Below are 26,524 nucleotides of genomic sequence, written 5' to 3' on the forward strand. Positions count from 1 at the left end.
CCTGTGACGAAACCAGCCTCTGCCGCGGCCGCCCTTCCCGCCGTCCCCCCGTCACTATCCTCCGAATCCGGCCCGCTCGCCCAGCGCTTGGTGGACGCCTATCGCGCCGTCCGCGACGAGACCGAACGGCGGGCCGCACCGCTGTCGCCCGAAGACCAGCTGATCCAGTCGATGCCGGACGCGAGCCCAGCCAAATGGCACCGCGCCCATACCACCTGGTTCTTCGAGCAGTTCCTGCTCGGCGAGCACGTCAAGGGCTACACGCCATTCCATCCCGACTACGCTTATCTGTTCAATTCTTATTACGTCAGCGCCGGTCCGCGGCACGCCCGCCACCAGCGCGGCCATTTGACCCGCCCGACCGCCGACGAAGTCACCGCCTACCGCCGCCATGTCGACGCCGAGGTGGTGAAATTCTTCCAGACTGCCGGCGCCGACACGCTCGAGGCGCTGGTGCCGCTGGTCGAGGTCGGGCTCAATCACGAGCAGCAGCATCAGGAGCTGATGTACACCGACATCCTACATGCCTTCGCGCAGAACCCGATCCCGCCGGCCTACGATCCGACGTGGCGCTTCCCGGCGTCGCAGCACGGGCCTGAGGAATGGGTGACGCTCAACGAAGGCATCCACACCGTCGGCCATGGCGACGACAGCTTCCATTTCGACAATGAGAAGCCCGCGCATCGCGCCTTGGTCGGCCCGGTCAAGCTCGCGAAGAACCTCGTCACCAATGCCGACTGGCTCGCCTTCATGAAGGACGGCGGCTATTCCACCGCCACGCTGTGGCTGATGGATGGCTTCGGCACCGTGAGCAACGAGGGCTGGCAGGCACCCGGCCATTGGCGCGAGATCGACGGCGAATGGAAGCTCATGACGCTCGGCGGCCTGCAGCCGATCGATCCGTCAGCGCCGGTTTGCCACGTCAGCTATTACGAGGCCGACGCCTTCGCCCGATGGGCCGGCAGGCACCTGCCGACCGAGATGGAATGGGAGGTCGCCGCGCGCGCCGGCCTGCTCAACGACGCCTACGGCATCGTCTGGCAATGGACCCGTAGCTCCTATTCGCCCTATCCGGGCTACCGCGCGATCGAAGGCGCGCTCGGTGAGTACAACGGCAAGTTCATGGTCAACCAGCTCGTGCTGCGCGGCTCGTCGCTGGCGACGCCTTCAGGTCACAGCCGCGTCACCTATCGCAACTTCTTCTATCCACACCATCGCTGGCAATTCACGGGGTTACGCCTCGCAGACTATGCCTGATTGAGTCCTGTCGACATCAATAACGCGTCGGTAAGCGCGTTCGGGAGAGTATCATGAATGTGCATGCCGCAGCTTTGGCCAAAGCGTATCCGTTCGACGAAGCGACATCGGTGTTTGCCGGCGACGTGATTGGCGATCTCGCCCGTCACCCGAAACGGCTGTCGCCGAAATATTTCTACGACGCCACCGGCTCCGAGCTGTTCGAGCAGATCACGGTGCTGCCGGAATATTATCCGACGCGCACCGAGCTTGGCATCCTGCGCGACCGCGGCGACGAGATCGCCGCGATCATCCCTGACGGCGCGGCGCTGGTCGAGTTCGGCGCCGGCGCTACCACCAAGGTGCGCCTGCTGCTCGAGCATTGCGAATTCGCAGCCTATGTGCCGGTCGATATCTCAGGCGATTTCCTGAAAGCCCAGGCCGACGGACTGCGGAAGGATTTCCCTCGCCTCGGCATCTACCCGGTCGCTGCCGATTTCACCACGCCGTTCACGCTGCCCGAGGCCGTCGCCACGATGCCGAAGGTCGGCTTCTTCCCCGGCTCGACGCTCGGCAATTTCGAGCCGAGCGAGGCCTTGGCCTTCCTGCGAAGCGCGCGAAAAATCCTCGGCCACGGCGCGCAGATGATCATCGGCGTCGACCTCGAGAAGGACGAGCGCGTGCTGTACGACGCCTATAACGACGCAGCCGGTGTCACCGCGCGGTTCAACCTCAATGTGCTGGTTCGCATCAACCGCGAGCTCGGCGGCAATTTCGATCTGTCGGGATTCACGCACCGCTCGATCTACAACCGCGATCGCCATCGCATCGAGATGCACCTGATCAGTCGCAAGGCGCAGACCGTGCGCATCCTCGGCAACACCTTTGCGTTCCGTCCCGGCGAGAGCATCCACACCGAGAACAGCTACAAATACTCGCTCGAGCGCTTCACCGCGCTCGCCCGCAGCGCGGGCTGGACGGTGCGCGAGAGCTGGACCGACGCCAACACGATGTTCTCGGTGCACGCACTGGTCGCGGACTAGCGCCCAACAAGAGACGGGGCAACGATGATGGGCAGGCGTCCGCTGCAGGTCGCGACGGCGTTGCTCGCCCTGGTCCCGATCCTGACCGGCATCATCACCATGCTGGGCGTCAGCGATCCGCTCTACGCCTCCGCGGGCGTTCCGGCACTGCCGGTGCTCGACAGCAATCTGCGCTTCTTCGGCGGGGTCTGGCTTGGTCTCGGCCTCGCGCTGCTCTGGCTGGTGCCGCGGATCGAAAGCGAGAGCGTGCTGTTTCGGGTGGTCTGGGGCGGCATCTTCCTCGGCGGCATCGGCAGGCTGCTGTCGATGCTGATGGTCGGCTTGCCGCCCCTGCCCTTCGTGGGCTTCACCGCGCTCGAAGTGATCGGCGCACCGCTGTTCGTCTATTGGCAGCACCTGGTAGCAAAGGCCGGCCGCAAGTAACGGCGGCCGCTATCCCTCTTCCCCCGTCGATCGCAGCGAGATCGACTCCCATGCCGCGACCACGATCATGATCGCGGTGGTGACGATCGAGAGCACCAGCGGCGACATCTCGCGGGCGAAATAGGCCGTGATCGCCAGCGCGACGATGCCGACGCCGTGCGACAGCTGCAGGAAGTTGCGGATCACATATTTGAACAGGATGGTCCCGACCAGGAACAGCATGGGCCCGCCGACCGAGCTGACGATCGTGTTCAGATCGGAATGGCCGGACGGGTGCTTCAGCACCAGTTCGTCGGCCACCGCGGTGAGGATGATGCCGCCGACGATCGGCATGTGCAGATAGGTATAGGCGATCCGCGCCACGCGGCCGGATTCCTCTGACTTGGAGATCATATCCGAGCCGGCCTCGGCGCCCTTGTGGAAATAGATCCACCACATCGCGATGCTGCCGACCAGCGCCGAGATGAACGCGGCGACGTTCTCCGGTGTCCAGGTCAGCTCGGCAAAGGTCGCGCCATCGACCACGATGGCCTCGCCAAGCGCAATGATGATGAAGCCAGCGCAGCGCTCGGCCATGTGGCCGCCCTCGACCGACCACGCCTCGATCGAGGAAAAGCCGAGCCCAGGGGTCCAGAACCGCGCGGCCGGCGCGATATATTCGATGGTCAGCGCCGCGATCCAGAGCCACATCCGCGTCTCGTGCTCGGCGAATCCGCCGAGGATCCACAGCACGGCCGAGCAGGACAGCCAGGTCAGGATGCGGATGGCGTTGTGGCGCACCGCCGTCCGGCGCCGCGGCGTCGCCAGCAGCCAGAACGCGGTGCGGCCGACCTGCATTGCCGCATAGGTCCCGGCGAACCACAGCCCGCGGCCCTCGAAGGCGGTCGGTATGGAGGTCGACAGCAACAGCCCGCCCAGCATCAGCACGAACAGCAGCAGGCGGACCGGCGTCAGCTCGGGATTGAGCCAGTTGGTGACCCAGGTGGTGTAGACCCACACCCACCACACCGCGAGGAACAGCAGCGTGACCTGCACCGCCCCAAGCAGGGTGAAGTGGTGCAGCAGCGTATGCGACAGCTGCGTGACGGCGAAGACGAAGACGAGGTCGAAGAACAGCTCGGCATTGGTGACGCGGCTGTGCTGGTTCGGCACGATGACGCGAAACATCGCGCCACGCGGATTGTCCACCATGCTTGAGGCCCCCGCCCGCAGCTTTGCCGGGCCCTAGCCTTCCGGCACGCCGGTCTGCAGGGCCAGCGCGTGCAGCACGCCGCCCATCTGGCCCTTCAGCGACTGGTAGACGATCTGGTGCTGCTGGACGCGGGACTTGCCGCGGAATGACTCGGAAATAACAGTGGCGGCGTAGTGGTCGCCGTCGCCGGCCAGATCGCGGATCGTCACCTCGGCATCGGGAATCGCTGCCTTGATCATCGATTCGATATCACGGGCGTCCATCGGCATCCCAGTCCACCTCCGTCAGGTCGTTCGAATCAGGGCCAGATCGGCCAGATAAACCTAAGGATAAAACCTAGCCCTTGGGGTCTTCTAGGTCATCCCGGGCACACTATATTCCCATTCCCAGCGATTTAAACCTGCATCAATCGGTCACAAGCCATCACACCGAAATGACCAGAAGAGGCGCAGAATCATGAAGCTCCCCGGCCCCGATCATCCCATTACGATCACGCCCAACGCCAAGCGCGTCCGCGTCATCGCCGACGGCGTCGTGATCGCCGAGACTACCCATGCGCTGACCTTGAAGGAAGCGAGCTATCCGGCCGTGCAATACGTCCCCCGGCAGGACGCCAACATGGAGCTGTTGACCCGCACCGAGCGGACCACGCATTGCCCGTACAAGGGGGACGCGAACTACTTCAGCATCAAGGCCAACGGCAAGACGCTGGACAACGCGATCTGGACCTATGAGGAGCCCTTCCCGGCGATGACCGAGATCGCCGGCCACCTCGCCTTCTATCCGGACAAGGTAAAGATCGAGGAAGTCGCCTAGGGTCGCCTGCCGCAAGCGCCGGGCCTCGCCCGGCCTTTGGTCGCGCGCTGACCCAGCCTGCAAAACGGCAATGCCCGGGCGAGGCCCGGGCATGACGTCGGGAGCGCTTGGCCCCGATCCCAGCTATACCCTAAATATCGTGAGCCCGAGGATCAGGAGCACCAGGAAGATCACGACGAACACATAGAACAGAAAGCGCGCGATGTCGGCGGAGGCGGCGGAAATGCCGGTGAAGCCAAGCAAACCCGCGATGATCGACACGACAAGGAAGATCAGCGCCCATTTCAGAATTGTCATTGCCCGCTCCTCATAACCGCGCGTGTCCGCCAGGTCGGACGAGAACGCCCGCACCCGACCGCAGTTCCAAAGACGAAACAGCTTCGCCGAGATGACCGACCTCGATACTCCCCCATCCGGCCGATTGGGCCTTGCTGAATCAGGTTCCCGATTGCAACATCAGGGTGCAGACCCGGCTGGTGGCACCATGAAATCGATTGCTCACGCGGCTCCGGCCGTCGACATCCAGGCAGCACCGAAGCTCCACAAGCGCAATGTCGCGCTGGACCGCGCGCGCACCTTCCTGACCCTGGTCGTGCTGCTGCACCACGCGGTGATCCCCTACACCTATTTCGGGCACACCGACCCGACATCGTGGATCGGCTTCGACTGCGTGGTGCTCGCCACCGACAGCTTCTTCATGGCGATGTTCTTTTTCCTGTCGGGGCTGTTCGTCTGGCCGGGGCTCGGCAACAAGCCATGGCTGATCTTCCTGCGCGACCGGCTGCTGCGGCTCGGCCTGCCGTTCGTGATCTGCGCTGTCACGGTCATTCCGATCGCCTATTACGCGATCGCGCTGCGCGCGACGCCGGGGCTGAGCTTCTCCGAATTCTGGTGGAAAACCATGACGGTCGGGCCGTGGCCAAGCGGACCGATCTGGTTCGTCTACGTCCTGATGGCTTTCGACCTCACGGCGAGCCTGCTGTACCGGGTGTCGCCGCGTCTGCTCGATCCGATCAACCGCCTATCGATCAAGGGATTTCAACGTCCCTCGAAGTTCTGGCTGTTCCTCGTCATCGTCAGTGTCGCCGCCTACCTGCCGATGCTGGTCCATTACGGCCAGAACTACTGGTTCGAGTTCGGACCGTTTTCGGTGCAGGCGAGTCGCGTGCTGCTGTACGCGTCCTATTTCTTCATCGGCGCGGGAATCGGGGCGGCGAACCTCGAGGGTGGCGTGCTCAGCGCGCACGGACGGCTGACCGAGCGCCGCTGGTTCTGGACCGGCATCACGCTGATCCCGTACTGTTTGATGTGGGTGATGATCTACATCAAGCGCATGATCATCGGTAACCCCGATCCGCTGCCCGGCTGGTATCTCGGGATCTACGGTACCTTCTATGTGCTGTTCAGCGCCTCGATCCTGTTCGCGATCCTGGCCTACTTCCTGCAATCGAAATCGTCGGGCCCGACGCTGCTCGACCGGATGCAGGGCGACGCCTACGGCATGTTCCTGGTGCACTATCCGATCGTGCTGTGGCTGCAATACTGGCTGTTCGATATGGATCTGCCGGCCTTCGCCAAGGCCGCGATCGCGTTCTTCGCCACCGTGGCGCTGAGCTGGGCGGTCACGGCCGTGCTGCGCAAGATTCCCGGCTCGAGATACGTGCTTTAGTTCGATGAAGCCGTAGGATGGGTAGAGCGCAGCGAAACCCATCACTTTCGTGCCGTGCATCGAGATGGTGGGTTTCGCTGCGCTCTACCCGCCCCTACGCCTACGCAGCGATCTCGCCCCTCGCCGCCACGCTTTCCAGCCGCGGGGCGGCCGCGGCGCGATGGTCGCGGGCGATCAGGATGTAGAAGGTCGGCAGCACGAACAGCGTGAACAGCGTGCCGATCAGCATGCCCATCACCACGACGATGCCGATGGCGAAGCGGCTCGCGGCGCCGGCGCCGTCGGCATAGAGCAGCGGGGCAAGGCCCGCAACCATCGCGGCTGTCGTCATCAGCACCGGCCGCATCCGCACCGCGGCCGCCTTCTGGATCGCGGCGACCCGGTCGAGCCCTTCATGGTGCTGGATCTCGTTGGCGAAGCTCACCATCAGGATGCCGTGCTTGGAGATCAGCCCGATCAGGGTGACGAGACCGATCTGGGTGTAGATGTTCAGCGTGGTGAAGCCGAAATACAGCGGCAGCAGTGCGCCGCAGACCGCCAGCGGCACCGTGACCATGATCACCAGCGGATCGCGAAAACTTTCGAACTGCGCCGCCAGCACCAGGAAGATCACGATCAGCGCCATGCCGAAGGTGACGATGAGACGGTTGCCCTCCTGGACATATTGCCGGCTGTCCGACAGCCAGTCGACGGTCATCCCCGGCGACAGCTTCTGCGCCTGCATGAACGACACCGCCTGCCCCATGGTGACGCCGGGCCTCAGCACCGCCGAGATCGTCGCCGCGTTCATCTGATTGAACTGCGGCAGCCGGTTCGGCTCCGGCTTGACGTTGACCTTGATCACCGTCGACAGCGGAAACATCTGCCCCGAGCTCGAACGGACGTTGAAGTTTCCGAGCCCTTCCGGCGTGACCCGGTCGGCCTGGCGCACCTGCGGGATCACCTCGTAGGAGCGTTCAAAGAAATTGAAGCGGTTGACATAATTCTCGCCGACCAGCACCGCGAGAGTGTCGGCGATGGTCTGCATGCTGACGCCGGCCTCGGCCGCCTTGGCGTGATCGATGGTGATCCGCGCGGTCGGGCTGTCGAAGGCAAGATCGCTGTCGACGAAGGCGAACAGCCCGCTCTTCCATGCGGCCCCCTTCAGCGTCTCGACCTCCTGATAGATGGTGGCGAAATCGCCGGCCGAGCGCACCACCATCTGAAACGGCAGGCCGCCGGTCGCCGCCGGCAGCGCCGCCGGCTGGAACGGCGTCACGCTGGCGCCGAGCACGCCGTAGGACATGCCGTAGAGCTGGTTCTGGATGTCGTTGGCCGAGCGCTTGCGCTTGTCCCAATCGGTCAGGGTGATGCCGCCGAAGGCATGGTTCTGCCCGTCGGTACCGTTGATGAACCAGCTCGCATGGTATTCGGGAAACGAGCGAAACAGCTGCTCGATCTGGTCGGAGGAGCGCGTGGTGTAATCGACGCTGGCATATTGCGGCGCGCGGAGCACGGTGAACACATAGCCCTGGTCCTCGGAGGGCGCGAGCTCGCGCTGGCTGCCGAGGAACAGCACCACGATCGCCGCCAGCACGCCGAATGCCACCAGCAGCACCGCTGCGCGCATCTTGAGCGTCGCGGCCAGCAGCCGGCCGTAGCCGCGCGACAGCCTTGAGAACCGATGCTCGACGAAACGGGCAAATCGGCCGTGCGAGTTGGCTTCGCCGAGCAGCTGCGCGCTCATCATCGGCGACAAGGTCAGGGCGATGACGCCCGAGACCACCACCGAGCCCGCCAGTGTGAAGGCGAACTCGCGGAACAGGCTGCCGGTCAGGCCGCCCATCAGGCCGATCGGCGCATAGACCGCGGCGAGCGTGATCGTCATCGCGATCACGGGACCGATGATCTCGCGCGCGCCGATCAGGGCGGCGTCGCCGGGGCTCCGCCCTTCCTCGATGTGACGATGGATGTTCTCCACCACCACGATGGCGTCGTCGACCACGAGCCCGATCGCCAGCACCATCGCGAGCAGGGTCAGCAGATTGATCGAAAAGCCGAGCGCCAGCATCATCGCGGCGGTGCCGACCAGCGACAGCGGCACGGTGACCACCGGGATCAGCACGGAGCGGAACGAGCCCAGGAACAGCAGGATCACCACCACCACGATCGCGATCGCCTCGGCCAGCGAATGCTGCACCTCCGATATCGAAGCCTTGACGAAGTGCACGATGTTGAAGACGTCGGCGACCTTCAAGCCGGGCGGCGCCACGCGGTTGAGGTCCTCGATCACCTTGGCGGTGGCGGCGACAATCTCCAGCGGGTTGCCGTCGGGGGTCGGCTGCACCGCGATGTAGACGGTGGGCCTGCCGCTGTCGCGTGCGTTGGAATCGTAGTTCTCGCCGCCGATCTCGAGGGTGGCGACGTCGCCGAGCCGCACCAGGCCTCCGCCGCCGGCGCCGGTCTTGATCACCATCTTGCGGAAATCGTCGAGATTGCGCAGATCGGTCGCCGCGGTGATGTTGGTGACGGTCATTTCGCCGCGCAGCCGCCCCGGCGCCGCCTGCACGTTGTTGGACCGCAGCGCGGCGGAGATATCGGCCGCGGTCAGCCCGCGTGCCGCGAGCTTGAACGGATCGATCCACACCCGCATCGCCAGCGACGATCCGCCCGAGGTGTCGGCCGACGCCACGCCGGGCACCGAGGTGAGCAGCGGCTGCGCCACGCGGGTCGCGAAGTCGGTGATCTGCGCCGGCGTCAGCGTGTCGCTGGTGAAGGCGATGTACTGCACCGCCGAGGCGCCGTCGGTGATCTTGGTGATGACAGGGTCGAACACGCCGGTCGGCATCCGGTACTTGACCTGCTGCACCTTGGCGAGCACCTCGGTCATGGCGCGGTCGGCATTGGCGTTGAGCACCAGCTTGGCCTTGATCTGGCTGAGGCCAAGCGTCGAGTTCGAGGTCATGTACTCGATGCCGTTGGCGGTCGCGATCGACTGCGCGATGACGGACGTGACGAAGCCCTGCATCACGTCCTGGGTCGCACCGGGGAACGAGACGTCGACCTGGATCGTCGCGCTCTCCATGTTGGGATATTGCCGCACCGGCAGCGAGACCATCGCTGCGGTGCCGATCAACAGGATCAGCAGGCTGACGACCGTCGCCAGAATCGGCCGGCGGATGAAGATGTCGGTGAAATGCATGATGCTTGCCTTTGGTCGCCTACCGCTCGCGGGTCAGCGCCCCTTCTCCGGCGTCTCCGCCATGGTCGTCTGGACGGCCGCGCCGGGCATGACGCGGAGCTGGCCCGCGGTGACGATGTGATCGCCGGGCGCAAGCCCCTGCTCCACCACGACACGCTCGCCGATCCGTTGCCCGGTCTTGACAGCGACGCCGACCGCCTTGTTGTCGCGCACGACCAGCACGCTCTCGCCGGATGCGCTGGTCTGGATCGCGGTGACCGGCACCACGATGGCGTCGGCCTGCGGCGGCAGCACGACGTTCACCATCACGAAGAGGCCCGGCCGCAGCAGCCGGTCGGGATTAGGAAACAGGGCTTGCACGAGGACATTGCGGGTGTCCTCGGCGACCTGCGGCTCGATGGCGTTGATCTTGGCCTCGAACACCCGATCGGGGAAAGCATCGGTACGGATCGTCACCGCGCCTCCCACCTTCAGATTTGACAGGCGCTGCTGCGGAACGGTGAAATTGGCATAGAGCTGGTCGAGCGCGGTCAGCGTCGCGAGCGCATCGCCGGCATTGACGTATTGGCCGAGATTGACCTTGCGCAGGCCGATCTGGCCCGCGAACGGCGCGCGGATCGTCATCTGCGCGATCTGCGCATCGAGCTGGTCGAGCGAGGCGTCGGCCTGCTTCAGATCCTCCTGCCGCTGCTGCAGCGTCTCCTGGGTCACGAAGCCGGACGGCGCGAGGCCCTGCGAGCGCTTCTCCTGCAATTGCGCGAAGCGCCCCTTGGAGACCGCAACCGCACGCGCGGCGCGCAGCGGCGCGTCATAGAGTTGCACCAGCGGCGCGCCCTCGGCGACATCGATGCCGGCATCGAAATTGATCGCGGTGACGCGGCCGGCAACCTCCGGCGCCAGAATCACCTGACGCACCGCCTGCAGCGAGCCGATCGCCTCGATCGACCGCGGCAGGGTTTCGGTCCGCACCACCATCGCCGCGACCGGCGTCGGCGGGGCTTCGGCGGTGGGCTTGGCCGAGGCGCTGGATCCGCCTGCGCGCCAGGCAAACAAGCCGGCCGCGGCACAGGCGAGCAACAGAACGGTGATGCCGAACGGCCTGGCACGAAGCCCGAGCCAGCGGCGCGACGAAAATGATGCGGACGGCATATTGCTTCCAAGAACGAACCCCGGCGTGTCGGCCGGAAGCTTGCCCCTGCAAGCCCGCAACTGATATAGAACCTCAAGTATGGTTGAGGTCAAGGCTGGCAGCTTGCAGGACTTCTAATCCAGGATTTGCAATGACGCTTGCGCAGGAGCTTTCAGTCGGCGAAGTGGCGCGGCGCAGCGGGCTTGCCGTCTCCACCCTTCACTTCTACGAGAGCAAGGGACTGATCGCGAGCCGGCGCACCGGCGGCAACCAGCGCCGCTACATGCGCGGCGTGCTGCGGCGGATCGCGGTGATCAGGATCGCGCAGCGCGCCGGGATCCCGCTCGAGGAGATCAGGCAGACCTTCGCCGCGATACCGCTCGATCGCGCGCCGACCGTGCGCGAATGGGAGCGCGCGATGCGGGCCTGGACCGAGACGCTCGAGCAGCGCATCAACGATCTCACCGATCTCCGCGACAAGCTGTTCAACTGCATCGGTTGCGGCTGCCTGTCGGTGACCGATTGCCCACTGCGCAACTGCGACGACAAGCTCGGCGCCCAGGGGCCGGGCCCGCGCATCCTGATCACCGCGGCCGAACGCCGGGCGCGGCGCAAGCGGCGGGGCTAACGGCATTTTCGCGGCCGACAAGTTGCGCACAACCTGCCTTTGGTCACATCCCGCCAGGTGATTCTCAGGTATGCTGGCCGGACTGCTTGACCCTAGGGAGTCCTGAGATGAACGACCCTCAAGTTGGATGGATCGCCGCCATCATCGTCGGCGGACTGGCGGGCTGGCTCGCCGAGATGTTCATGAAGTCCGGAACCGGCATCTTCATGAATATCATCCTCGGCATTGTCGGCGCCGCGCTGGCGAACTGGCTGTTGGGTCTGCTCGGCGTATCGCTCGGCGGAGGCTGGCTCAGCTATCTCGTCGCCGGCTTCATCGGCGCCTGCATCATCATCTTTGCCTGGCGCGCGGTCCGCGGCGCGACATAAGGCAGGATCCGAAGGGATCACGTTCGGAATAGAAATGGCGCGATGAAGGGTTCATCGCGCCATTGAATCATTGCTCGCGGCGCCTGATCCAGCCGGATCAGGCGGCAGTGCCGTGCATGTAGTTCGGCAGCCAGTGCTCGAAGGCGCGCGACAGGCTTTCGACCGCAACCGGCGACTCCCCAGCCACCGCAATCGCGTCGCCGCCGGTGGTGCCGATGCGCGCGCAGGGCACGCCGGCGCCCTTCATCTTGGCCAGCACGAGGCCTGCGTCGGCGGCCGGCACGGTGACGATGTAGCGGGCCTGATCCTCGCCGTACCAATAGGCGTGCGGCACGATCGAGGACGGCGCGGCCAGGAGTTGCGCGCCGATGCCGCTTGCGATCGCCATTTCGGCGAGCGCGATCAAAAGACCGCCGTCGGAGACGTCGTGCACCGCGGTCGCGGTGCCGGCGTGGATCATGCCGCGCACCACGTCGCCATTGCGCTTCTCGGCAGCGAGATCGACCGGCGGCGGAGCGCCCTCCTCGCGGCCGCAGACGTCGCGCAGATAGACCGACTGGCCGAGCCAGCCCTGCGTGTCGCCAACCAGGAGGATCGCCTCGCCGGCCGCCTTGAACGCCAGGGTCGCGGACTTGGTGAAGTCGTCGAGCAGGCCGACGCCGCCGATCGAGGGCGTCGGCAGGATGCCGCGACCGTTGGTCTCGTTGTAGAGCGAGACGTTGCCGGACACGACCGGGAAATCCAACGTGCGGCAGGCCTCCGAAATGCCCTTCAGGCAGCCAACGAACTGGCCCATGATCTCGGGGCGCTCGGGATTGCCGAAGTTGAGATTGTCGGTGATCGCGAGCGGCCGGCCGCCGACCGCGGTGATGTTGCGCCAGGCTTCCGCGACCGCCTGCTTGCCGCCCTCGAACGGATCGGCCTCGCAATAGCGCGGCGTGACGTCGACGGTGAGCGCAAGGCCCTTCGGTCCGTCCTCGACGCGAACCACCGCGGCATCGCCGCCGGGGCGCTGCATGGTATTGCCGAGGATGACGTGGTCGTACTGCTCCCACACCCAGCGCTTCGAGCACAATTCGGGCGTGCCGATCAGCTTTTCCAGCGCATCCGCGATGCCGAGCGGCGGCTTGACGTCCTGCCCGCGGATCACCGGCAGCGCATTCGAGGCGACGTGCGGACGGTCGTAGACCGGCGCCTCGTCACCGAGCTCCTTGATCGGCAGATCGGCCATCACGTCGCCAGCATGCTTGACGACGAAGCGCTTGGTCGGCGTGGTGTAGCCGACGATTGCGAAATCGAGCCCCCATTTGCGGAATATCGCCTCGGCCTCTTTTTCCTTCTCGGGCTTGAGCACCATGAGCATGCGCTCCTGGCTTTCCGAGAGCATCATCTCGTAGGCGCTCATCCCGGTCTCGCGGGTCGGCACCGCGCTGAGGTCGAGCTCGACGCCGAGATCGCCCTTGGCGCCCATCTCGACCGCCGAGCAGGTCAGGCCCGCCGCGCCCATGTCCTGGATCGCGATCACGCAACCCTTTTCCATGATCTCGAGGCAGGCTTCCAGCAAGAGCTTCTCGGCGAAGGGATCGCCGACCTGCACGGTCGGGCGCTTCTCCTCGGAGGCGTCGTCGAATTCGGCCGAGGCCATCGAGGCGCCGTGGATGCCGTCGCGGCCGGTCTTGGAGCCGAGATAGACGATCGGCATGTTCACGCCGGAGGCCGCCGCGTAGAAGATCTTGTCGGCGTCGGCGAGGCCGACCGCCATGGCGTTGACCAGGATGTTGCCGTCATAGCGGGTGTGGAAACGCACCTGGCCGCCGACCGTCGGCACGCCGAAGGAATTGCCGTAGCCGCCGACGCCCGCGACCACGCCGGACACCAGATGCCGGGTCTTGGGGTGCTCGGGCGCACCGAAGCTCAGCGCGTTCAGGCAGGCGATCGGGCGCGCGCCCATGGTGAAGACGTCGCGCAGGATGCCGCCGACGCCGGTGGTCGCGCCCTGGTAGGGCTCGATGTAGCTCGGATGGTTGTGGCTTTCCATCTTGAAGACCACGGCCTGCCCGTCGCCGATGTCGATCACGCCGGCATTCTCGCCGGGACCCTGGATCACCCAGGGGGCCTTGGTCGGCAGCCCGCGCAGATGGATGCGCGACGACTTGTACGAGCAGTGCTCGTTCCACATCGCCGAGAAGATGCCGAGCTCGGTGAAGGTCGGAACCCGCCCGATCAGCTTCAGGATCCGCTCGTACTCGTCCGGCTTCAGCCCGTGGGCGGCGACGAGTTCGGGGGTGATTTGGGGCTCGTTCTTGGCGTCGTTCTTGGGCGCGTTCATGGGACCCTTAATAGGTAGATAGAACGGGGGCGAAAAGGCCTTTTAGGGCCCATTTCCGGCCTGTCCAGAGCTTTGCGGCAGCTGGCCGCGGCCCGGGATTTGGTCCCGGGATTTGCACAATGGGGATGGATCGGATTTAAGGACCCGAACCCGATAATTGAAGGCCATTTTTCGTGAACGAGCTCGCCAAAACCGCATTCAACCGCCGCCCCGACCTGCACGTCGAAACCGAGGGCGAATTCGCCGGCTGGCGAACCTGGACCCGGGACAATTTCGAGACCCATACCGGCCCGTTCTACCACCGCATGGACGAGAACGGCCGCATCACCTGCGCGTTCCGGGTCGGCAAGAAGCACCTCAACGGCTCCGGCAACGTCCACGGCGGCTGCTTCATGACCTTCGCGGATTACTGCCTGTTCGCGCTCGCCGGCTCGGTGCTGCAGGGCCCCGGCGTCACGGTGTCGTTCGCGTCGGAATTCCTCGACGCCGCCCGCGAGGGCGACCTGATCGAGTGCACCGGCGAGGTCACCCGCGCCGGCATGTCGCTGATCTTCGTGCGGGGCATGCTGACATCGGCGGAGCGGCCGCTGTTCACCTTCTCCGGCACTATCAAGCGGGTGAAGCGCAGGGCGCCGGCGCAGGCAACGGCGTAAAGCGTGTGACGTCTGTCGACGCTCGCCGTCATCCAGCCGTTACATCGGCACGGATTGAATCGACAGCACAGCTCTAGCGCGTTGTGTTCACGCGCGTTCTTCGCGTGAGGCAATACGAACTGCGGTTGTGACGCATCGACGCACTGTCGTTGCGTCGTCGCGCGCGCGTCACATGCGCGTCAGGCAAGCCCCCGAAGATTGCTGAACGGTTTCCGTTTGTGCGTTCGCGCAGCGAAGTTGGGGCATTCTCATGAAATTGAAGACGTTCGTTTCCGTTACGACGGCGATGTCGCTTGTCGCATCGCTGGTGTGGACTGAAACTCCGGCGCGCGCCGGTCAAGACGGCGATAATGGTGATCGCGGCGTTGGCGATGCTCGCGGTCACGATCAGGATCAAGACCAGGATCATGACGGCGGTCATCACGGCCGCAAGCCGCGCGTGGTGATGATCTCGCTTGACGGTGCCAAGCCCGATTTCATCCAGAAATTCATCGAGGAAGGCGTACTGCCGCGCGACGGCGGCCTCGCCCGGCTGAGCCGGCGCGGCGCGGTGGCGTTGCAGAACGTGACGGCGTCACCGTCGCTCACCGCGGTGTCGCATATCGCGATCGCGACCGGCTCCACGGCGGTCCACAACGACATCCCCTCGAACACGTTCGAGCCGATCGTCGGGCCGATCTCCGGCAGCATCAGCGGCTTTGCGGCGCCGATCGGCGGCTACAGCGAGAATCCGCTCGGGCCGTCGCCGCACCCGACCGCGGTGCCGTTGTGGGTGCAGCTGCGCCAGCAGGGCAAGAAGGTTGTCACGGCGACCTGGCCCGGCGGCGACGGCGCCGACATCTCCATCAACAAGACCGTGGTGCAGCCGGCCCAGCCGACCCGCATCACCGACTTCACGGTCCCGTTCGGCGCGTTCGGCGGCATCGGGGCCCAGGGCTTCTCGCTGTCGCGAGGCGACTTCACGGCCGACCCGAGCATCGTGACGGCGCTGCAGGCTGCCGGCCATTTCTCGTTCAGCCCGGTGCTGGTGACCTCGGCACCGATCGAGACGTTCTCCTGCTCGGCCGCGGCAACCGCGACCTGCACCAATGCCTCGACGCTCGATGTCAAATATTCGATCCGCGTCGCCGCGATCGACACCACCAACGATCGCAAGGTGAACTACGACACGCTGGTGTTCTTCGACGCCAACCGCGGCATCACCGCAGGACCGTTCCACGCGCCGTCGACCGGACCGGCCTATGTCAAGTTCGGCGGCGAGAACGCACCGTTCTTCTTTGAAGGCAGCGGGGCGAAGGTTGGTGCCGCGTACTTCGTCTCTGCGCTGTCTCCCGATCTCTCGGTGGTGCGCTTCGCCCGCTACGGCGCCAATTACATCCCGCGCAATACGCCTGTGCTCGCCGACGTCGACGACATCAACAACAACATCGGGTTCTGGCGTCCGCAGGCCGACTTCCGCATTCCGGAGCGCCTGAGCCCCGGCTTCACCAGCTTCTCCGACGTCGAGATCGAGACGATGTTCGAGGACATGGTGAAGACCTTCGTGCGCTACCAGGCCAATATCGGCGAGCGCGCGATCAAGACCCATCCGGACGCCGACCTCGTCATGGTCTATATCGAGCAGCCCGACGGCTCCGAGCACCAGTTCCTGCTGACCGATCCCCGCCAGGGCACCAACCCGACCGATCCGAATTCGATCGGCGCCAACCAGGATGCTGCCAAGGTCAAGCGCTACGCGTCCTACATCCGTTTCGCCTACCAGACGGCCGACAAGGCGGTGAAGCAGATCGCCGATGCGGCGGGCCGCGACAGCAACGTGATCGTGGTGTCGGACCACGGCTTCGCGCCGTTCCACACCTCGGTCAATCTCACCAACATCCTGCGCAACGCCGGGATCGACACCAGCAAGGTCGGGATCCGCACCTCCGGCCCCGCCGCCGACATCTACATCAACCTGCAGAACCGCGAGCTCGGCGGCACCGTTGATCTGGCGACCTACCGCACCCTGGTGGCGCAGATCACTGACGCGGTGAAGAACGCGGTCGACCCCAATGCCCGCTTCAACTACTCACTCAAGGACCAACGCATCTTCACCGTCGTCGAGACCCGGCCGCTGCAATGCGACGCCGGAACCGGACAATGCATCAGCAAGACCATCGGCCAGGACTATGGCGACGTGTTCGCGCTGATGGCGCCCGGCTACAATTTCGACGGCATCCAGAACCCCGGCGTCGCGCGCCAGGGCGACGCGCCGTTCAACGCGGCAACCACCATGCTGTCGATGCCGAACTTCCATGGCGCCCACGGTCACGACCCCGAGCTTCCGGTGATGAGCGCGACGTTCATCGCCGCCGGGCCGCAGATCCGCAAGGACACCGTGGTGCGGCACATGCGCAATATCGACGTGGCGCCGACCATCATGCGAATCCTCGGCTCGGCACCGCAGCAGGTCGACGGCGAGGTGCTGGGCCAGGTCCTGCGCTAGAGCATGGTCCGGCATTTCAGGCAAAGCTCACGCGATGGACGCCGGAGCGGCGTCCATCGCTGATTCGTTCTCGCCAATCCTGCGCCACTGGCGTTCACCGAACGGAAGTGTCAAAATCAAATTTATTCGCCGTTATTTGAAATGACGCCGTGGTGAACCCCTGCCACCCTCCCGGCGCACCAGGCCCGAACCAGGGGCGACATGTTCACCCGGCTGCACCAGCAGTGACAACCAATTGGGATCAAGTCATGAGCGCCGCAACACCGGAACATATTATGCAGATTGGTCTGGGCTTTTGGGCGTCCAAAACGCTCTTGAGCGCCGTCGAACTGGGCGTGTTCAGTACGTTGGCCGATGGCCCCGCTGACCTGCCGACGCTGCAAAGGACGCTTGCGTTGCATCAGCGATCGGCCCGCGACTTCCTCGATTCGCTGGTGGCGCTCAGATTGCTTGAGCGCGAGAACGGCATCTACAGCAACACCCCGGACACGGACCTGTATCTCGATCGCGCCAAGCCATCCTACATCGGAGGCATTCTGGAGATGGCGAATGCCCGGCTCTATGGCTTTTGGGGATCGCTCACGGAGGCCCTGCGCAGCGGCGAATTGCAGAACGAGGGCAAGGACGGAGGAGAAGACTTATTTGCGGCATTGTATGCCGATCCGGATCGGTTGCGGGGATTTCTGACCGCGATGAGCGCAATAAGCGCGGGTGCGGCGCATGCTATTGCCGGCAAGTTCCCTTGGAGCGAGTACAAGACTTTCATGGATCTCGGTTCGGCTCAGGGCATGGTGCCTGCCACGCTCGCACACGACCATCCGCACCTCACCGGCATCGGCTTCGACCTTCCCGCGGTCAAGCCGGTGTTCGAGGAATTTATCGCTCAGCGCGGGCTGGAGGATCGGGTGCGGTTTCGGGGAGGAAACTTCTTCGAGGACCCGCTGCCGGAGGTTGACGTCATCATCATGGGTCACATCCTTCATGATTGGGACCTTGCCAAGAAACGGGCGCTTCTCGGCAAGGCATTCGATGCGCTTCCGAAAGGTGGCGCAATCATTGTTTATGACGCCATCATCGATGACGATCGCCGCGAAAACGCTTTCGGGCTTCTGATGAGCTTGAATATGCTGATCGAAACCGCCGGTGGGTTTGACTACACAGGCGAAGACTGTCAGGCTTGGATGCGCGACGTCGGATTTTCCCGAACGCGGGTCGAACCGCTCGTTGGCCCGGATTCGATGGTGATCGGATTTAAGTAGCGTATCCGCGTGGTCTACCGATCAGTCCGCTTTCCGGACGCCGCAGCCGACGCCGTAAGCGCCTCGAAATTATGCTGCCAATACTGCTCGATCTGCTCGACCAGCGTGGCCGGCAGGGGAACGTAGTTGAGCAATTGAGCCTGCGGCTTGCCGCTCTGCAATGACCAGCGCAGGAAGTCGATCGCGGTTGCCGACCCGTCGGGTGATTTCGGCTGCTTGTGCATCAGGACGAAGGTCGTGGCCGTGATCGGGTATGCGTCCTCGCCGGGAGCGTTGGTGAGGACCTTGTAAAAATCCTGCGTCGTCGTCCAGTCCGCACTCGACGCCGCAGCCTGGAACGATGCGGCGTCGGGGGTGACGAAATTGCCGGCACTGTTCTGCACCAGACCGAAGGAAATCCGGTCAAGCCGTTGCAGCGCGTAGGCATATTCGAGATAGCCGATCGCCCCGGGAATCAAACTGACGAGCGAGGCGACGCCATCATTACCCTTGCCGCCGAGCCCTACCGGCCACTCGACCGACGAGCCCTCTCCGACGCTTGCCTTCCACTGCGCACTGACCTTCGCAAGATAGTTCGACCAATTGAACGTCGTCCCCGACCCATCGAGGCGATGCACGACGGTGATCGCCGTGCGCGGCAGCTTCAGATCGGGATTGACCGCCTGGATGGCCGGATCGTTCCACGATTTGACCTTGCCGAGATAGATGTCGGCGAGCAGCTGTCCGGTGAACTGGATCTGGCCGGGCTTGACGCCCGCGATGTTGACCACCGGCACGACGCCTCCGATCACGATCGGGAATTGCACCATGCCGAGCCTGTCCAGCTCTTTCGGATCGAGCGGCATATCGCTCGTCCCGAAATCGACGGCGGCCTTCTTGATCAGGCCGACGCCGATGCTCGAGCCCACCGATTGATAGCTGACGGTGTTGCCGGTCTTGGCCTTGTAGGCATCGATCCATTTCGCCATCACCGGCGACACGAAGGTTGAGCCCGCGCCCCTGGTCTCCGCAGCAAAGCATTGCGTTGCGACGACGAGTGCAGTGAAAATGATCGGTAATTTGAAATGCTTCGTCATGCTGTTGAGCCTAGCAGGACGAGCCAGACGCCCGTGTGGGCCAAGTCACAAAACGGTAGTATACGCCGGAGGCGTCGGGACGCCTCCAGCCTCAGTCCCTCAGACGCGCCCGCACCAATTCCTCCAAGCGGGATATCGGCGTAAATTCAATACCCTAGCCTTGCATCGCGCCGCCGCGCTAGATTGCTGCTTCGCGCGCCAATGCGCGAAGGGAGCCAAATCAAGGTGCCGAAGAGCACAGCGAAAACGGGCGGCGTGACGGCTCCCGAGAAAGTGCCCACCTCGCCCACGCCAGCGCCGGGCGCGCGCGGCTGGCGCGACTATGCGCTGCTGCTGGCGCTGGCCTGCTGCTGGAGCTCTACCTATCCATTGACCAAGATCGGGCTCGGCTCGATCCCGCCGGTGACCTTCATTTCCGCGCGCTCGCTGGTGGCCGCCGCCTTCCTGCTCATCGTGCTGCGCATTCGCGGCATCCGCATCCCGACCGACCTCAAGGCCTGGAAGCTGTTCGCCTTCCAGCAGACCATCAACTCCACGATCCCGTTTTTGGTAATCACCTGGGCGCAGCTTTACGTGCCGGCATCCAACACCGTGGTGCTGGCCTCGACGACGCCGATCTTCGCCTTCCTCATCACCTGGGCGATCACGCGACACGAGCCGGCCTCTCTGCTCAAGCTGGTCGGCGCGATCCTCGGCCTCGCCGGCACGGTCGCGATCATCGGCCTCGACGCACTCTCAGGCTTCGGCAAGGAGATCTTCGCCGAGATCGCGATCCTGCTCGCCACCGTCTCGTTCGCCTGCGCCACGATCTTCGGGCTTCGGCTGTCGGACTATGATCCGATGGTCGTGGCGGCCGGCTCGCTGTTGTTCGGCGGCACCGTGCTGCTGCCGGTCGCCCTGATCGTCGACCATCCCTGGACCCTGCACCCGACGCCGCAGGCGCTGGTCGCCACCGTCGTGATGGGCATCTTCTCCAGCGCGTTCGGCCTGATGCTGTTCTACATGTGCCTGACGCGGCTCGGCACGCTGACGACGAATGCGCAAGGTTATCTTCGCATTCCGATCGGCGTCGCGCTGTCGGTGATCCTGCTCGGGGAATCCGTGCCGTCGAATCTCGCGCTCGGCCTCGTGCTGGTCATGGCCGGCGTCGCCGCGATGACGGTGCCGGGCGAAGCAGTCAAACGGTGGCTGCGCAGGCTTTAGCTGCTGCTCATCGAATCTGACAGACCCGCTATTTGCGGTCGCCTATCTCGCTTCACAGCGCGCTTTGCGCTCCTCTTCGGCGCGCTTCGCACGCTCCGATCTCGCCTGCTTTTCCTCCGCCGAAAGCACCTCCTCGATGACCTTCGTCTCTTGTGCGGGTCCATCGTAGGCATCAGCGAATCCGGCGAGCGGCACGGTCAGGCTGATCGGCGAATTGGCCTTATCGAAGGCTTCCAGAGTGAGCGCATGCGCTTGCTTGAGCTCCGGTCCGGCGTCGTAGTCAGCCGTGCAACCGTAGGCAAAGCAGCCCGCGTAGGGCCGCTCAATCGCTTGTCCCTGATCGATAATGATCCGAACACCACGTTCGACTATCACCCGGGTCGGCAAGAAAACGCGCAACATCTTCCTGGAATCTCCGGTGCGCGCGATCAGCGCGGCTGCCACGACCGCCACGCAGTCTATGTTCTCTATCTTCGATCGCCCCTCTCGCCCGACAATGCAGGTGTCGGCTATGCAGAACTTCGTCCAGGGGGGATAAGTCAACGTAGCCTGTTCGCCGGCTACTGGGCCGGCAACCAGCCAAGCAAGCGCCATGCCGGCGCAGCAACGCAAGATCACACGGCGCATGGCCGCTTCCCCGATCAGACCTGAACTCAGGCTCGTCGCGGACTGTGTCCTAATCAGGGCGCTGCACGCCGCAGAAATGCTACTTCTTGTCGTCCGCCAGCAGTGTGCGGTATTCGCAACGTCACGGGTCACGAGTAGCTGCAGCACCGCGGCGCGCGAGTTCATTGGCGTCTGGTACAACCGTCGAGAGGTCGACGAACCGCTTCTTCACCGCTTCGCTCGCACTCGGGCGCAGCCATGCGGGCGACGATGCTGGATCCCGGCTTATTGCACGCTGACCAGCGTGAGGTCGACGAACCACGATTGGGGCGACACAAAACCCTTCACCTTCGGACTCATCGCGCGAGGGTTCAGATCGTGGACAATATAGAGCCAGGGCGGATCGTCGACGAGGCGCTCATGCGCCTTGCGGTAAGCCGCCGAGATCACTTTCGGATCGGTCGCTTCCGAAATCGTCTTGAGTGCGGCTTCGAACTCGCCGTCCTTCCATTGCTCGAAATTGAAACCGTTCGGTGAAAAATTGGCGGCCAGGAAATAGCGCGCCATCACGCCCGCGTCCGACGAAGGCGAGCTGATATTGAGCGCCATGGCGCCGCGCAAAGTTGGGCTGTCGGGCGTGGCCCGGGCCGCCGTCAGAAGCACCTGCCACTCGATGACGTCGAATTCCACATCGACCCCGCAGGCTTCCTTCAGGTTCTGCTGCAGGAATTCGTTCATCGGCAGGGGCAGCATCTGCCCCGAGCCTGAATTCGAGATCAGCACCTTGAACGCCAATGGCTTCGCCGACGTGTAACCCGCCTCGGCAAGCAGCGCCTTGCCCTTGGTCGGATCGAACTTGTAGTGATTGACCGGCGCGCCGAAATCGGGATCGCTGGCCTTGAGCCAGCCGACCGACGGCTCTGCGGTCCCGTTGAGCAGGGACACCAGCCCGTCCCGATCGATGCAGTAGTTCAGGGCCTGGCGAACCCTGACGTCCTTGAACGGGCTGTTGGCGGCGCCGATGTTGTAGAACCACGGCCAGACATGCGGATAGGAGCCGGTGGTAATGGTGAAGCCGGCGGATTTCAGCGAGTCGACGCCATCGGCCGGCGGCACTTCGATCCAGTCGACCTGGCCGGCACGCAAGGCGGCCAGCCGCGAATTGGCCTCGGGGATCGGCAGCAACACGACATTGTCGACCTTCGCTGTCTTGCTCGTGTCCCAATACTTGTCCCAACGCGCCAGATCTGCCTCTTGCCGCGGCACAATCCTGGTGATGCGGAACGGCCCGGTGCCGGCAGCCGGCAACGTCGCGACCTTGGCCCAGTCGCGGCCGGCCTTTTCGAATGAGGCGGGCGAGGTGAACAGAAGATAGACCGCCATATAGGGAAAATAGGATGCCGGCTTCGTCGTCGAGATCGCCACCGTTGCGTCATCGATCTTCCGGTAACTGCCCATCACCGGGACCCGCGCCCGCGACATCGCCGAACTCGGCGGCTCAAATTGCGGGCTCTCGCTGTTGAAGTAGCGATCGAGATTCCAGATCACGGCATCGGCATTGAAATCGGTACCATCGTGGAATTTGACGCCCTGGCGCAGATGGAAAATCCAGGTCTTGTTGTCGACGGGGTCCTGTTCCCATTTCTCCGCGAGTCCGGGACGCAAAGTCGCCAAGCGGTCGGTTCCGCTCAAATTCCACAGCACCAAACCTTCAAAGATCGGATAACCGAGAAAGCGCATGCCTTCGAAGCCGTTATTCGGCAGCCCGGTGGCCGTCGGGATATCGGACGCCGTCATGGCGATGCGCAACGTGGTCTCGGCCATCGCCCAATGCGACCACAGCAGCGCGCATAGGAACGCAATCGTGCAGTGAGCCTTGCGAATGAGCATGATGCGCTCCCGTCCTGATCGATCGGGAGATCACCAGCAAATTTCAGGCCAGTCTGGCGAGCGGCTGACGCAAGACTCGCCGCCTCGGCGACCGCGTCGAGGGCAGAGCCAACGCAGCGACGATGACCCTCTACTTCTTATCGTCCGCCAGCAGCGTGCGGTATTTCGCGACGTCGCGGGTCACGAGCTGCTGCAGCGCCTCGGGCGCGAGCTCATTGGCGTCGGGGGCGACGGTCGACAGGTCGGCGAAGCGCTTCTTCACCGCCTCGCTCGCAACCGCGGTGCGCGCGGCGGCGTTGAGCTTGGCGATGATCTCGGGCGGTGTGCCCTTCGGCGCGAACAGGCCGTTCCAGCCCTGCGCCTCGAACTCGGGCAGTCCGGCCTCGGCCGAGGTCGGCAGTTCCGGCAACGACGCAAGCCGTACCGTCGAGCCGACCACGACCGCTTTCACCAATTTGTCGTCGATCGCCTGCGACACCGAGGCCGCGGCATCGCAGACGCCGTCGATCTGACTGCCGATCGCGTCCGTCAGCGCAAGCGCCGCGCCGCGATAGCCGACCAGCTGCACGTCGATGCCGGCGGCATGAACAAAACTCTTGCAGATCAGGTAATTCGAGGAGCCCACGCCGGCATGGCCGAGATTGACCTTGCCCGGATTCTTCCTGGCGTAGTCGATGAATTCCTTGAGGTCCTTGGCCGGAAAATCCTTGCGCAGCGCGACGATGCCGAAGGTCTTGGCGACCACGGCAATCGGCGCGAAGGAGTCAGGCGTAAACGGCAGCTTCGGATAGATCGTGTAGGTCGCGGCGTTGGTGCCGGCATTGCCGATCGCGATGGTGTAGCCGTCCGGCTCGGCGCGCGCAGCGCGGGCGAGTGCCGTCGAACCGCCGGCGCCGCCGACATTCTCGATGATGATGCTCTGGCCGAGCGCCGTGCCCATCTGGTCGGCGACCGCGCGGGCGATGACGTCGGAGGTGCCGCCGGCCGTGAACGGCACGATCATCGTGATCGGACGCTTCGGGAAGTCCTGGGCGTAGGCCGACGTCGCAAGCAGAAGCGCCGCAGCCGCGGCAACGCACCACCGCCGCATTTTATTCTGACGCGTTTTCTTCACGCGAACCGGTCCCCACTTCGCTCGAAAACGCTATGGTGATTACGCCGCCTTTTCGAACTGCTGGACCAGACCTGCGAACAGGCCGCGGCCGTCGGTGCAGCCCATGATCTCTTCGACGTGGTTTTCCGGATGCGGCATCATGCCGAGCACGTTGCCGCGCTCATTGACGATGCCGGCGATCGAATGCGCGGCGCCGTTCAGATTGGAGGCCTCGTCGACCACGCCCTCCGGCGAGCAGTAGCGGTACAGCACCCGCCCGTCGCCTTCGAGCCGCTTCAGCGTCTCTTCGTCCGCCTCGTAATTGCCTTCGCCGTGAGCCACCGGCACGCGGATCACCTGGCCGGCATTGTAGCCGCGGGTGAACGGCGTGTCGGAACGCTCGACGCGCATATGCACGTCGCGGCAGATGAACTTCAGCCCGGCATTGCGCATCAGCACGCCCGGTAGCAGCCCCGACTCGCAGAGGATCTGGAAGCCGTTGCAGACGCCGAGCACGAGCCCGCCCTTGGCGGCGAAGTCGCGCACCGCGTCCATCACCGGCGCGCGCGCCGCGATCGCGCCGCAGCGCAGGTAATCGCCATAGGAGAAGCCGCCGGGCACCACCACGAGGTCCGTGCCTTTGGGCAGCGCGGTCTCGGCGTGCCAGACCATCGCGGTCTCATTGCCGGATGCGAGCTTGAGCGCGCGCGCCATGTCGCGCTCGCGGTTGATGCCGGGGAAGACGAGGACGGCTGATTTCATGGAGTTGGTACTTCGTTCAATTCGAGACGTGTCTCTATGCGGTCAAGACGCCCTTCGTGGCGAACCAGCGTCGCGTGAATACCGGAAATCTCCTGGAACACGCCGGTAATTTCCTGGCGGATACCATTCTGAGACGTTCGCGATGCCTGCATTTCCTGCTTCAACTCATCGATCTTGCCGTCGACCTGAGCCAAACGCGCCTGGACCGATTTCATCACTTCGAACATCAGCTCCATCGTCACGTCGGCCATTTGCTCGCCCCTTACGCCTTCAGTTCGATGGCATAATTCTCGATCACGGTATTCGCCAACAACTTGTCGGCGGCGGCCTTCAGCGCCGCTTCCGCCTTGGCCTTGTCGGTCGCGGCGAGCTCGATGTCGAACACCTTGCCCTGGCGAACGCTGGCGACGCCGTCGACGCCGAGCGATTTCAGCGCACCCTCGATCGCCTTGCCCTGCGGATCGAGGATGCCCGACTTCAATGTCACAGTCACACGTGCCTTCACGGTCGTCCCTTCAGCTTAGCTCTTCACCAGCACCGGGCCGCTACCGGCCGGCCGCTCGTTCTCAATCAGAATGCCGAGCCGCTTGGCGACCTCAGTGTAGGCCTCGAGCAGGCCACCCAGATCCCTGCGGAAACGGTCCTTGTCGAGCTTCTCGTTCGACTTGATGTCCCACAGCCGGCAGGAGTCCGGCGAGATCTCGTCGGCGACGATGATCCGCATCATCTCGTTCTCGAACAGCCGGCCGCACTCCATCTTGAAGTCGACGAGGCGGATGCCGATGCCGAGGAAGAGACCGGTCAGGAAGTCGTTGACGCGGATGGCCAGCGCCATGATGTCGTCGATCTCCTGCGGCGTCGCCCAGCCGAAGGCGGTGATGTGCTCTTCCGACACCATGGGGTCGTTGAGCTGGTCGTTCTTGTAATAGAACTCGATGATCGAGCGCGGCAGCTGGGTGCCCTCCTCGATCCCGAGCCGCTGCGACAGCGAGCCGGCGGCGACGTTCCGCACCACCACCTCGAGCGGCACGATCTCGACCTCGCGAATCAGCTGCTCGCGCATGTTGAGGCGGCGGATGAAGTGCGTCGGCACCCCGATGTCGTTGAGGTGCTGAAACAGGTACTCCGAAATCCGGTTGTTGAGGACACCCTTGCCCTCGATCACCTGGTGTTTCTTGGCGTTGAACGCGGTCGCGTCGTCCTTGAAGTGCTGGATCAGGGTTCCCGGCTCGGGGCCTTCGTAAAGCACCTTGGCCTTGCCTTCATAAATACGGCGTCGACGGCTCATTGGGATGTACCGTGTTTTGTTGAAATCCATGGATTTGGGTGCTCCGGATGACTTGGGGTTACGACCCACGACGGAGCTGCCGCGGAGGCCTGGAACCTGGGCAATCCAACTGGAAACAGAACAAGAACCATGCCTGTTGGCAACCTATCCGATTGGCCCATCCAGCACAATCGATAGTGCCCCCTTGAGGGCACT

At 64.2% G+C, this 26,524-nt stretch carries 25 protein-coding genes; 11 read left to right on the plus strand and 14 right to left on the minus strand.

The features are described 5' to 3' along the window. Nucleotides 1–3: 3 nt before the first annotated feature. Genes egtB through ACVMB1_RS18285 form a run of 3 tightly spaced genes read left to right on the plus strand, consistent with a single transcriptional unit; the run spans nucleotide 4 to nucleotide 2,702 of the window. Complete coding sequence (gene egtB / locus ACVMB1_RS18275; RefSeq protein ID WP_057018405.1) at nucleotides 4–1,257, plus strand: ergothioneine biosynthesis protein EgtB; 1,254 nt, start codon at nucleotides 4–6, stop codon at nucleotides 1,255–1,257. Between the two features lie 53 nt (nucleotides 1,258–1,310). Then, nucleotides 1,311–2,279: an L-histidine N(alpha)-methyltransferase gene (gene egtD / locus ACVMB1_RS18280; protein ID WP_057018404.1), complete on the plus strand. Its 969-nt coding sequence runs from the start codon at nucleotides 1,311–1,313 to the stop codon at nucleotides 2,277–2,279. A gap of 24 nt (nucleotides 2,280–2,303) precedes the next feature. Further along, entirely contained in the window at nucleotides 2,304–2,702 is a 399-nt protein-coding gene (locus tag ACVMB1_RS18285) for a DUF4345 domain-containing protein (protein ID WP_456827729.1), read from the plus strand. Between the two features lie 9 nt (nucleotides 2,703–2,711). Here ACVMB1_RS18285 and ACVMB1_RS18290 read toward each other — a convergent pair whose 3' ends face one another. Then, on the minus strand, nucleotides 2,712–3,893 hold the full coding sequence (locus ACVMB1_RS18290; protein WP_456827730.1) for a low temperature requirement protein A: 1,182 nt from the start codon (nucleotides 3,891–3,893) through the stop codon (nucleotides 2,712–2,714). Nucleotides 3,894–3,926: 33 nt separating this feature from the next. Next, nucleotides 3,927–4,163 (minus strand): BolA family protein, encoded by a 237-nt coding sequence (locus ACVMB1_RS18295; RefSeq protein ID WP_016843470.1) that lies wholly within the window; start codon nucleotides 4,161–4,163, stop codon nucleotides 3,927–3,929. A gap of 187 nt (nucleotides 4,164–4,350) precedes the next feature. On the opposite strand from ACVMB1_RS18295, the gene ACVMB1_RS18300 reads away from it, so the two are divergent. Next, complete coding sequence (locus ACVMB1_RS18300) at nucleotides 4,351–4,710, plus strand: DUF427 domain-containing protein (RefSeq protein WP_057018401.1); 360 nt, start codon at nucleotides 4,351–4,353, stop codon at nucleotides 4,708–4,710. A 123-nt stretch (nucleotides 4,711–4,833) separates the two neighbouring features. On the opposite strand, the gene ACVMB1_RS18305 is transcribed toward ACVMB1_RS18300, so the two are convergent. Beyond that, entirely contained in the window at nucleotides 4,834–5,007 is a 174-nt protein-coding gene (locus ACVMB1_RS18305; protein ID WP_024582607.1) for a DUF1328 domain-containing protein, read from the minus strand. A 187-nt stretch (nucleotides 5,008–5,194) separates the two neighbouring features. Here ACVMB1_RS18305 and ACVMB1_RS18310 point away from each other — a divergent pair, with 187 nt between their 5' ends. Further along, nucleotides 5,195–6,379: an acyltransferase family protein gene (locus ACVMB1_RS18310; protein WP_057018399.1), complete on the plus strand. Its 1,185-nt coding sequence runs from the start codon at nucleotides 5,195–5,197 to the stop codon at nucleotides 6,377–6,379. 100 nt (nucleotides 6,380–6,479) lie between these two features. Here the strand turns inward: ACVMB1_RS18310 and ACVMB1_RS18315 are convergent, their stop codons facing one another. Further along, entirely contained in the window at nucleotides 6,480–9,560 is a 3,081-nt protein-coding gene (locus tag ACVMB1_RS18315; RefSeq protein WP_456827731.1) for an efflux RND transporter permease subunit, read from the minus strand. Nucleotides 9,561–9,593: 33 nt separating this feature from the next. Then, the gene (locus ACVMB1_RS18320) at nucleotides 9,594–10,709 is read right to left on the minus strand and encodes an efflux RND transporter periplasmic adaptor subunit (RefSeq protein ID WP_456827732.1); all 1,116 of its coding nucleotides are present in this window, start codon (nucleotides 10,707–10,709) and stop codon (nucleotides 9,594–9,596) included. Nucleotides 10,710–10,840: 131 nt separating this feature from the next. Between ACVMB1_RS18320 and soxR the strand changes: the two genes are divergently transcribed. Then, the gene (gene soxR, locus ACVMB1_RS18325; RefSeq protein ID WP_057018397.1) at nucleotides 10,841–11,317 is read left to right on the plus strand and encodes a redox-sensitive transcriptional activator SoxR; all 477 of its coding nucleotides are present in this window, start codon (nucleotides 10,841–10,843) and stop codon (nucleotides 11,315–11,317) included. Between the two features lie 107 nt (nucleotides 11,318–11,424). Beyond that, complete coding sequence (locus ACVMB1_RS18330) at nucleotides 11,425–11,685, plus strand: GlsB/YeaQ/YmgE family stress response membrane protein (RefSeq protein WP_016843463.1); 261 nt, start codon at nucleotides 11,425–11,427, stop codon at nucleotides 11,683–11,685. 97 nt (nucleotides 11,686–11,782) lie between these two features. Here the strand turns inward: ACVMB1_RS18330 and purL are convergent, their stop codons facing one another. Further along, on the minus strand, nucleotides 11,783–14,014 hold the full coding sequence (gene purL, locus ACVMB1_RS18335) for a phosphoribosylformylglycinamidine synthase subunit PurL (protein WP_168854928.1): 2,232 nt from the start codon (nucleotides 14,012–14,014) through the stop codon (nucleotides 11,783–11,785). Between the two features lie 173 nt (nucleotides 14,015–14,187). Between purL and ACVMB1_RS18340 the strand changes: the two genes are divergently transcribed. The 3 genes from ACVMB1_RS18340 to ACVMB1_RS18350 all read left to right on the plus strand — a co-directional run bounded on the left by ACVMB1_RS18340 (nucleotide 14,188) and on the right by ACVMB1_RS18350 (nucleotide 18,411). Then, nucleotides 14,188–14,667 carry a PaaI family thioesterase gene (locus ACVMB1_RS18340; RefSeq protein ID WP_057018395.1) on the plus strand — a complete coding sequence of 160 codons (480 nt, stop codon included), beginning with the start codon at nucleotides 14,188–14,190 and terminating at the stop codon, nucleotides 14,665–14,667. Between the two features lie 250 nt (nucleotides 14,668–14,917). After that, nucleotides 14,918–17,152, plus strand: a complete 2,235-nt coding sequence (locus ACVMB1_RS18345; protein ID WP_456848788.1) for an alkaline phosphatase family protein — start codon at nucleotides 14,918–14,920, stop codon at nucleotides 17,150–17,152. A gap of 248 nt (nucleotides 17,153–17,400) precedes the next feature. Beyond that, the gene (locus ACVMB1_RS18350; RefSeq protein ID WP_168854929.1) at nucleotides 17,401–18,411 is read left to right on the plus strand and encodes a methyltransferase; all 1,011 of its coding nucleotides are present in this window, start codon (nucleotides 17,401–17,403) and stop codon (nucleotides 18,409–18,411) included. Nucleotides 18,412–18,425: 14 nt separating this feature from the next. Here the strand turns inward: ACVMB1_RS18350 and pstS are convergent, their stop codons facing one another. After that, nucleotides 18,426–19,487: a phosphate ABC transporter substrate-binding protein PstS gene (gene pstS / locus ACVMB1_RS18355; protein WP_456848790.1), complete on the minus strand. Its 1,062-nt coding sequence runs from the start codon at nucleotides 19,485–19,487 to the stop codon at nucleotides 18,426–18,428. Between the two features lie 225 nt (nucleotides 19,488–19,712). On the opposite strand from pstS, the gene ACVMB1_RS18360 reads away from it, so the two are divergent. Next, complete coding sequence (locus tag ACVMB1_RS18360; RefSeq protein ID WP_253607941.1) at nucleotides 19,713–20,690, plus strand: DMT family transporter; 978 nt, start codon at nucleotides 19,713–19,715, stop codon at nucleotides 20,688–20,690. A 42-nt stretch (nucleotides 20,691–20,732) separates the two neighbouring features. On the opposite strand, the gene ACVMB1_RS18365 is transcribed toward ACVMB1_RS18360, so the two are convergent. From ACVMB1_RS18365 to purC, 7 genes are all read right to left on the minus strand, one after another. Continuing rightward, complete coding sequence (locus tag ACVMB1_RS18365; protein WP_253623733.1) at nucleotides 20,733–21,317, minus strand: invasion associated locus B family protein; 585 nt, start codon at nucleotides 21,315–21,317, stop codon at nucleotides 20,733–20,735. Nucleotides 21,318–21,581: 264 nt separating this feature from the next. Beyond that, nucleotides 21,582–23,186, minus strand: coding sequence for an ABC transporter substrate-binding protein (locus tag ACVMB1_RS18370; RefSeq protein WP_253623732.1), 1,605 nt, complete (start codon nucleotides 23,184–23,186; stop codon nucleotides 21,582–21,584). Nucleotides 23,187–23,316: 130 nt separating this feature from the next. After that, nucleotides 23,317–24,276 carry a tripartite tricarboxylate transporter substrate binding protein BugD gene (locus ACVMB1_RS18375; RefSeq protein ID WP_168855089.1) on the minus strand — a complete coding sequence of 320 codons (960 nt, stop codon included), beginning with the start codon at nucleotides 24,274–24,276 and terminating at the stop codon, nucleotides 23,317–23,319. A 63-nt stretch (nucleotides 24,277–24,339) separates the two neighbouring features. Next, entirely contained in the window at nucleotides 24,340–25,041 is a 702-nt protein-coding gene (gene purQ, locus ACVMB1_RS18380) for a phosphoribosylformylglycinamidine synthase subunit PurQ (protein WP_057018388.1), read from the minus strand. Further along, nucleotides 25,038–25,292: a hypothetical protein gene (locus tag ACVMB1_RS18385; RefSeq protein WP_057018387.1), complete on the minus strand. Its 255-nt coding sequence runs from the start codon at nucleotides 25,290–25,292 to the stop codon at nucleotides 25,038–25,040. The genes purQ and ACVMB1_RS18385 overlap by 4 nt, the downstream gene beginning before the upstream one ends. An 11-nt stretch (nucleotides 25,293–25,303) precedes the next feature. Beyond that, entirely contained in the window at nucleotides 25,304–25,546 is a 243-nt protein-coding gene (gene purS, locus ACVMB1_RS18390) for a phosphoribosylformylglycinamidine synthase subunit PurS (protein WP_057018386.1), read from the minus strand. Between the two features lie 15 nt (nucleotides 25,547–25,561). After that, the gene (gene purC / locus ACVMB1_RS18395) at nucleotides 25,562–26,329 is read right to left on the minus strand and encodes a phosphoribosylaminoimidazolesuccinocarboxamide synthase (protein WP_016843454.1); all 768 of its coding nucleotides are present in this window, start codon (nucleotides 26,327–26,329) and stop codon (nucleotides 25,562–25,564) included. Nucleotides 26,330–26,524: the final 195 nt, after the last annotated feature.

Source organism: Bradyrhizobium sp. USDA 4504 (assembly GCF_054063995.1).